General features: G+C 74.5%; 3 protein-coding genes and 1 pseudogene. All 4 read right to left on the bottom strand.

The features are described from left to right. Positions 1–59: 59 nt before the first annotated feature. The gene (locus K6I33_RS30160; protein ID WP_229357722.1) at positions 60–1,265 is read right to left on the bottom strand and encodes a glycosyltransferase; all 1,206 of its coding nucleotides are present in this window, start codon (positions 1,263–1,265) and stop codon (positions 60–62) included. Further along, positions 1,262–4,099 (bottom strand): CDP-glycerol glycerophosphotransferase family protein, encoded by a 2,838-nt coding sequence (locus K6I33_RS30155; RefSeq protein WP_229357721.1) that lies wholly within the window; start codon positions 4,097–4,099, stop codon positions 1,262–1,264. Before K6I33_RS30155 ends, K6I33_RS30160 begins: the two co-directional genes overlap by 4 nt. Positions 4,100–4,102: 3 nt before the next feature. Further along, positions 4,103–5,350 carry a glycosyltransferase family 87 protein gene (locus K6I33_RS30150; RefSeq protein ID WP_229357720.1) on the bottom strand — a complete coding sequence of 416 codons (1,248 nt, stop codon included), beginning with the start codon at positions 5,348–5,350 and terminating at the stop codon, positions 4,103–4,105. Beyond that, a pseudogene (locus K6I33_RS30145) lies at positions 5,347–6,163 on the bottom strand (hypothetical protein); the annotation flags it as partial. The pseudogene K6I33_RS30145 and the gene K6I33_RS30150, both read right to left, overlap by 4 nt.

Genomic DNA, 6,163 nt, shown 5'->3' with positions numbered 1-6,163 from the left:
GTCCCATCCCCTCCCCCACATGTCCCACCGCACCCTGCGTGGCCGGTCCGGTGGTTGCCCTAGCGGTCGATCTCCTCGAACAGCGCCTCCCAGCGGTCCAGGACCGCCGGGAGGGCCAGTGGCGCGACGTGCTCGCGCGCGGCCCGCCCGTAGCGTTCACGCATCGGGCCGTCCCCCATCAGCTCCCCCAGCGCGGCCGCGAACGCCGCCGTGTCCCCGTGCGGCACGAGCGTGCCCGTGCGCCCGTGGACGACCAGCTCGCGGACGCCGCCCGACAGGTCGAAGCTGACGCAGGGCACCCCGGCGGCGGACGCCTCGGCGAGGGCCATCGGCCGTCCTTCGCGCTCGCTGGTGAGGGCCACCAGGGACAGCTCCCGGTAGGCGGCGGCCATGTCGCGGACGGTGCCCCGGAAGCGGACCCTGTCGCCGACGCCGAGCTGGGCCGCCCGCGCCCTCAGCTCCGGCTCCTGGGGGCCGTCGCCGAAGAAGTGCAGCTCCCAGCCTGGGTGTCCGGCCGAGGCGGTGGCGAAGGCGTCGAGCAGCCGGTCCAGCCGTTTCACCGGCTCCAGCCGCCCGACCGCCCCGACGCGCCGGCCGTCCAGGGGAGCTGGGGCGAGAGGCGCGAAGGGCAGCGGGTTGGGCATCACTCCGGCGTTCGGCAGCCGTCTGCGGCGGAACTCCGCCGCGTCCGGCTCGCTGAGGAACAACGACTTCTCCAGCGCCGGATAGTGGCGCAGGATCAGCTCCAGGTTGATGGACGCCCGTGCCTGGTGGAACGACTCGTGGTACTGGCCGATGGCCCGTACGCGGGCCGGCCGGGCCACGGACTCCAGCCAGGCCGCCGCCCAGGGCGAACCGGCGATCACATACCCCGTGCCGTCCTCCGGCGTCCCGGCGAACCGCCGTGCCAGCAGCTCCCGGGCCCGCTGCCGTTCCCGGCGTTCGGCCCGCGCCGACCACAGCCGTGCCGGGCTCAGCCGCTCGGCGAGGGAGTCCGCCCGCCAGGAGGGCGGGGCGGGTTCCCGGTAGAGCGTGGTCCGCCGGTAGGCGGGGTCGGTGATGTACGGGTGGGGCCGGGGGCTGGGCCGGATGCCGATGAGCTCGACGACGTGGCCGCGCTCGGCGAACCCCTGGGCGAGGGTGTGCAGCACCCGCTGCGAGCCGCCCGTCGAGTCGACGTCGATGCCGAGCAGGAACAGCCGCCTCCGGCCGTCGTCCGAGGCCCTCGCTCCGGGCCGTGCGGGGCACTTCGCGGGGCGGTTCACCGGGCGCTCCCCTCGAAGAACATGTCGACCACGGCCTTGCTCGACCACCCGGTCTCCAGGGGGTTGAACCGCTCCTGGAAGCGGGCGTACGCCCCGGCCCACCGCTCGCGCACCCCCGCCAGATCGCGCAGTGCCGCCGCCAGTTCCTCCGTGGTGGCGAGCATCGGGCCGGGGGCGATGTCCGGCAGGTCGTAGTAGGCGCCGCGCGAGACGGAGCGGTAGTCCTCGTAGTCGTCGGTGTAGAGCAGGATGGGCCGGCCCAGGTTGGCGTAGTCGAACATCACCGACGAGTAGTCCGTGAGCAGGGCGTTCGAGGCGAGCTGGAGATCGTTGAGATCGGTGAACTCCCGTCCGTCGCGCACCGCGTGCCCGAGCTCGCGGGGCACGGTGAACCGCTCGTAGTAGTGGGGGCGGACCACGACGGTCCACTCCTCGCCGACCGCGTCGGCGAGCTTCGCCAGGTCGGCCCGGATCGACGCCCCGCTGCCGCGCTCGCCGTCCCGGAACGTGGGGGCGTACAGCAGCACCTTCCGGCCGTCGGGGATCTGCAGCCGCTCCCGGGTGCGGGCCGCGCGGTCGCGCTGCTCCGGCTCGTTCCAGCGGACGAGCACGTCGTTGCGCGGAAGCCCGGTGCGCAGCAGCCGGCCCGCGTAGTCATTGGCCCGTACGAACGTCCGCTCGAACTCCTCGCTGGGGGAGATCAGCGCGTCCCAGCGGGCCACCGTGGCGTGGTGCCGCCTCCTCCGCTCGGGGCCCGCCAGCCGTAGCTCGGGGATGTCGAACCCCATGTGTTTGAACGCCTGGCCGTGCCAGGTCTGGAGATAGCGGGTGCCCGTCCGTTTGGCGAAGGACGCCGGGAAGCCGTGCGAGTCCACCCAGTAGCGCGCCCGGGCGACCGTGCGGGCGTACTCCCAGCTGCCGCGCCGGACGAGCTCCACGCCCTCCGGGAAAGAGGACCGGTCGCCGGAGTACGACCAGACCGCGCGGAGCGGGAGTCCGCGCCGGACGAGCTCCTCGTGGATGTAGCGGGGACTGTCGGCGTAGCCGCGCCCTTCCAGGGCCTCGAAGACGACCAGCCGGTCGTCGATGGGCAGTTTCCGCAGCTCGTGATAGGCGAGGGCCTTGGCGCGGGGCCCGGTCGCGCGGCGGATCAGCCGGCGGGCGGAGCGGAGCGTGCCCGCCCGGCCGGGGGCGAGGGCCTCGGCCCGGCCGAGAGCGCCCGTCCGCTCCCAGGTGAGCTCGAACCGTCCGGCGCCGTGTCCCTCGCACCCCGCCCGCACCAGGTGCCCGCCGATCCGTGCCCGCAGCGACGGCGCCGGGGCGGGGGCCAGCAGTGGATCGGTGCGGGTCAGCCCCTGCCGGGTGAGCACCACATGGGGGTGGCGTCGCCCCCGGAACCCGGTGGGCCCGAGGGGCATCCGGCGCAGATCGATCTCGGCCCGGGCGGTGCGCGCCTCCGCCGCCTCGCCTCCCTCCTCCTCGCTCTCCTCCCCGCCCTCCTCGTAGCGGAAGGGCACGACGAGGGGCTCGGCGGTCGCGGCGACGCGCAGCTCCGCCGTGACGGGCACGGGCCCGGCCAGCAGCCGTGCCGGGTCGTAGGTGCGCAGGGTGAGGCGCAGGCGGCTCCCGGCCGGTTCGACGCGCGTCACCTCGTGTCGCAGGGGGGCAGTGGTGAAGGGCTGGTCGTCCAGCCGCCATGCGGTGATGTCCAGCTCCCGGGCGGCCCGTTCGTCCTGGGGCAGTTCCCGTCCCCAGTACCGGCGCCCGGCGGTGTCGCGCACGGTGTGGCGGGGGGCGATGAGGGGCCGGTCCAGGGTGCGCGCGCATTCGGCGGCCTCGGCGAGGCGGCCGGCGAGGAGCAGGTACTGGCAGACGCGCTGTTCGCGGGGCACCGTCTCCCAGGCGGCGGGCGCGATGCCGGCGAGGTAGGGGGCGACGAGCGCGGCGAACTCCTCGGCCCACGGCCGGTCGCGGAAGGGCAGGTCGCCGAGGTGGAGGCGGAGGTCGTGCCGGAGGAACTTGGCGTCCTTCGCGGGCCGCAGGCCGGCGTGGCCCGACTCCTCCAGGAAGGCGTCGACGCGGCGGGCGACGGCGATGCGGTCGGCGACGTTCCGCAGTTTGTGGCGGCTGGAGGAGATGGAGGGGCCCACGGCCGGGTCGTCGGCGAGCCGCCAGGTGTAGACGGGCCAGGGGACGACGGCGAAGGAGCGGGCCAGGGTGAGGGCCTGGGCGCTGAAGAGCTGGTCCTCGTAGTGGAGGTCCTCGGGGAAGCGCAGGCCGTGCCGGGCGAGGAAGTCGGCGCGGTAGAGCTTGTTGGTGGAGAGGTGGTCGAGGAGGTACTCGGGGGCGCTGGGCAGGCCCGCCACGAGGCGGGCGTCCCCGAAGAGCTCGGGGTACCACAGGGCGGTGGTGCCGCTCTCCTCGAAGAGCCGGGTGACCTCGCCGGTGACGAGGTCGGCGCCGGTCTCCTCCGCGGCCAGCAGCAACGATTTGCAGGAGTGGCGGGGGAGTTCGTCGTCGCTGTCGAGAAACATCACATAGGGGGCGCGGGCGGCGGCGAGGCCGGCGTTGCGCGGGGCGCCGCAGCCGCCGCTGTTGACCGGGAGCCGCAGCAGGCGCACGCGCGGGTCGCCCGCGGCCAGTTCCCGGGCGACGCGGGGAGTGCCGTCCGTCGAGCAGTCGTCGACGACGATCGCTTCGAGGCGGCGCAGCGACTGCCCGAGGACCGATCGCACGGCGCGCGGCAGCCGCCCGGCGTCGTTGTGGACGATCACCACTACGCTGACCTCCGGGGTGGTGGAGGACGTGGGAGCGGGCAGGGTTCGAGCGGACATGGTTCACCTCGCTTCCGGGTCGGGCCGGGCCCCAACCTCCGAATACAGAGAGTAACCATAACTACTCTCCGTGACAACCCCTTCGCCCCGCCCCCTTCCTCGCCACGCCGTCAGCCCCAGCACCACCGCCAGCCCGCCGAACATCACCACGTCCCGGAACACGTGCCGCTGCGCACTGTCCACCCCCGGCCACGGCACCCCGCCCAACTGCGGCACCAGAGGCACCCAGAACCACACCGACCGCGCGGTCGCCTCCCGTACCACCAGCGACACCGCCAGCGAGGGGACCACGACCAGCGCGTAGTTGAGGAACGCCGGGCGCGAGACCACGAACGCGGCCAGCATCAGCAGCGCCGCGCACTCCACCAGCCGCAGCGCCGGGTCTCCCCCGCACCGCCACCGCAGCCACGCGAAGTACAGCACCGCCGTCCCGGCCACGGCCGCCAGCGCGAACGCCAGCGGGTGCGGCACCCCCAGCCGGGGCAGCACGGCCGGCCACGAGGCGTCGTACGGGCGGGCGTACGCGTCCTGGCCGTGCAACAGGAACGGCAGCGTCCGGGTGAAGAACAGCCCGGGCCTCGGCAACGCGGCCGCCCCCAGGAGCGAGATCACGGCGGGCAGCCCCAGCGCGCAGGCCAGCGCCCGCCACTGACGCGCCAGAAGGAACAGCAGAAACAGCGGTACCAGCATCGGCTTCAGCGCGACGGCCGCCCCGACCACCGCGCCCGCCGCGCACCACCGCCCGTCCCGCGCCAGCAGGAGGGCCGCCGGGAAGGCGACCACCGACGCCGCGGTCCAGTTGCCCAGGAACACCAGGCTCTGGAAGGGCAGGAACAGCGCTGTCCCCACCGCCAGCGCCACCGCCAGCCGGCTGTCCGCCCGGACCCCGAAGACCCGCAGCGCCAGCACCCCTCCCACCGCGACCAGCGCCCCGGTCACCACCGGCACGGCGTAGAACAGCACCCGCTCGGAGAAGAGCATCTGCGGCAGCGCCGCGAACACCGCCCCCGGCGGATACAGGAAACGCTTGTCCGCGTACGGCGATCCGCCGTTCAGCAGCGCCCGCGCCGCCCGCACCACCACCGCGTTGTCGATGCCGGAACGCGCCTTGCCGTACGCCCGCACCGAGCTCAGGGTGAACACCAGCACCGCCGAGACCAGCGCGGGCCGGGGAGCCCGGCCGCGCAGCCACGCGGAGGCGGCGTCACCGAAGGACGGCACGGCCACCGGCGCGGTCTCCGTCGCCCTCATCGTCCGACGACCTCCGGCCCGACAACCTCCAGCAGCACGCGCCCGCCCGGCCCCTGGGCCGCCTTCCTGAGCGCGGGGTCGCCGGGCGGCAGGCCCGTCGCCCCGTTCTTCTGCAACACCCACCGCACGCCGTACTCCTTGAGGATGCCGAGCCGCTCGGCCCGGGAGGTGGCCGGGGCGAAGTAGCGCCGCGTGGCGTCGTGGCGCCGCTTCTCGTCGGGGAGGAAGAGGTCGGGATAGGCCGGGGCCACGGTGTACGGGCCGTACGCGGGGAGCGTCCGCTGCGCGTAGTAGTCGTTCGTCATCACCGTCGCCCCTTTGGGCACATGCGCCGCAGCCCAGCCGAAGCGCGGCCACAGCGCGATGACGGGCGCCTCGCGCAGCCCGGGCGGCACCGCCTCCCTCCGCAGCACGTACGACAGCACCCCCGCCTGCGCCCACGCCCCGGCCAGCAGAGCCGCCACCGCCACCACCGGCAGCCCGCGCCTCAGCCGCTCACCGCCGGCCCCACGACCCTCAAGAATCTCGGCCGTCTCGACGGCGAGCGCGAGCTGAGCCGGGATCAGCACGGCAGGCAGCGCCCTCCCCCACACGTAGTGGCCGCTCACCCATCCCACGGCGACGACGACCGCGCCCAGCCCGAAGAGGAGCGCCAGGGGATCACGGCGATCGCGCCGCCACCGCGCCCCGAGAGCCACCGCCCCCACGGCCACCAGACAGAACCGCTCCGCCGCACGGCCGTAGAGCGCCTGGTGGACGGAGTCCAGCCCGCCCCCGCCGAGCAGCACGGGAAAGGAGTAGTACGGCCAGCAC

Source organism: Streptomyces sp. UNOB3_S3, from assembly GCF_020740895.1.
Lineage (GTDB): Bacteria > Actinomycetota > Actinomycetes > Streptomycetales > Streptomycetaceae > Streptomyces.
Note: the sequence above shows the minus strand (reverse complement) of the source record. Positions and strands in the feature narration are given on the sequence as shown.